Source organism: Saccharothrix sp. ST-888 (genome assembly GCF_000955975.1).
In the GTDB taxonomy this organism is placed as follows: domain Bacteria; phylum Actinomycetota; class Actinomycetes; order Streptomycetales; family Streptomycetaceae; genus Kitasatospora.
In genome coordinates, this window is sequence record NZ_JYJF01000269.1 from 1 (window position 1) to 1,503 (window position 1,503).

At 56.4% G+C, this 1,503-nt stretch carries 1 rRNA gene; it reads left to right on the plus strand.

Annotation, left to right across the window (positions count from 1 at the left end):
* Positions 1-1,501: ribosomal RNA gene (locus UK12_RS32540) — 23S ribosomal RNA — on the plus strand; the annotation flags it as partial.
* Positions 1,502-1,503: the final 2 nt, after the last annotated feature.

Consider the following 1,503-nt stretch of genomic DNA (forward strand, 5'->3'; position numbering starts at 1 on the left):
GTAGTAGGTGAGCGATGGGGTGACGCAGGAAGGTAGTCCAGCCCGGGCGGTGGTTGTCCCGGGGTAAGGGTGTAGGACGAACGGTAGGCAAATCCGCCGTTCACGTAGTCTGAGACCTGATGCCGAGCCGATTGTGGTGAAGTGGATGATCCTATGCTGTCGAGAAAAGCCTCTAGCGAGTTTCATGGCGGCCCGTACCCCAAACCGACTCAGGTGGTCAGGTAGAGAATACCGAGGCGTTCGGGTGAACTATGGTTAAGGAACTCGGCAAAATGCCCCCGTAACTTCGGGAGAAGGGGGGCCATTCCTGGTGATGGGTCTTGCACCTTGAGCTGGGGGTGGCCGCAGAGACCAGCGAGAAGCGACTGTTTACTAAAAACACAGGTCCGTGCGAAGCCGTAAGGCGATGTATACGGACTGACGCCTGCCCGGTGCTGGAACGTTAAGGGGACCGGTTAGTCGTGATTCGTCATGGCGAAGCTGAGAACTTAAGCGCCAGTAAACGGCGGTGGTAACTATAACCATCCTAAGGTAGCGAAATTCCTTGTCGGGTAAGTTCCGACCTGCACGAATGGCGTAACGACTTCTCGACTGTCTCAACCATAGGCCCGGTGAAATTGCATTACGAGTAAAGATGCTCGTTTCGCGCAGCAGGACGGAAAGACCCCGGGACCTTTACTATAGCTTGATATTGGTGTTCGGTTCGGCTTGTGTAGGATAGGTGGGAGACTGTGAAGCGGCAACGCCAGTTGTTGTGGAGTCGACGTTGAAATACCACTCTGGTCGTGCTGGATGTCTAACCTGGGTCCGTGATCCGGATCAGGGACAGTGTCTGGTGGGTAGTTTAACTGGGGCGGTTGCCTCCTAAAGAGTAACGGAGGCGCCCAAAGGTTCCCTCAGCCTGGTTGGCAATCAGGTGTTGAGTGTAAGTGCACAAGGGAGCTTGACTGTGAGACTGACGGGTCGAGCAGGTACGAAAGTAGGGACTAGTGATCCGGCGGTGGCTTGTGGAAGCGCCGTCGCTCAACGGATAAAAGGTACCCCGGGGATAACAGGCTGATCTTCCCCAAGAGTCCATATCGACGGGATGGTTTGGCACCTCGATGTCGGCTCGTCGCATCCTGGGGCTGGAGTAGGTCCCAAGGGTTGGGCTGTTCGCCCATTAAAGCGGTACGCGAGCTGGGTTTAGAACGTCGTGAGACAGTTCGGTCCCTATCCGCTGTGCGCGTAGGAGTGTTGAGAAGGGCTGTCCCTAGTACGAGAGGACCGGGACGGACGAACCTCTGGTGTGCCAGTTGTTCTGCCAAGGGCATGGCTGGTTGGCTACGTTCGGGAGGGATAACCGCTGAAAGCATCTAAGCGGGAAGCCTGCTTCGAGATGAGCACTCCCACCTCCTTGAGAGGGTAAGGCTCCCAGTAGACGACTGGGTTGATAGGCCGGATATGGAAGCCCTGTGAGGGGTGGAGTTGACCGGTACTAATAGGCCGAGGGCTTGTCCTCAG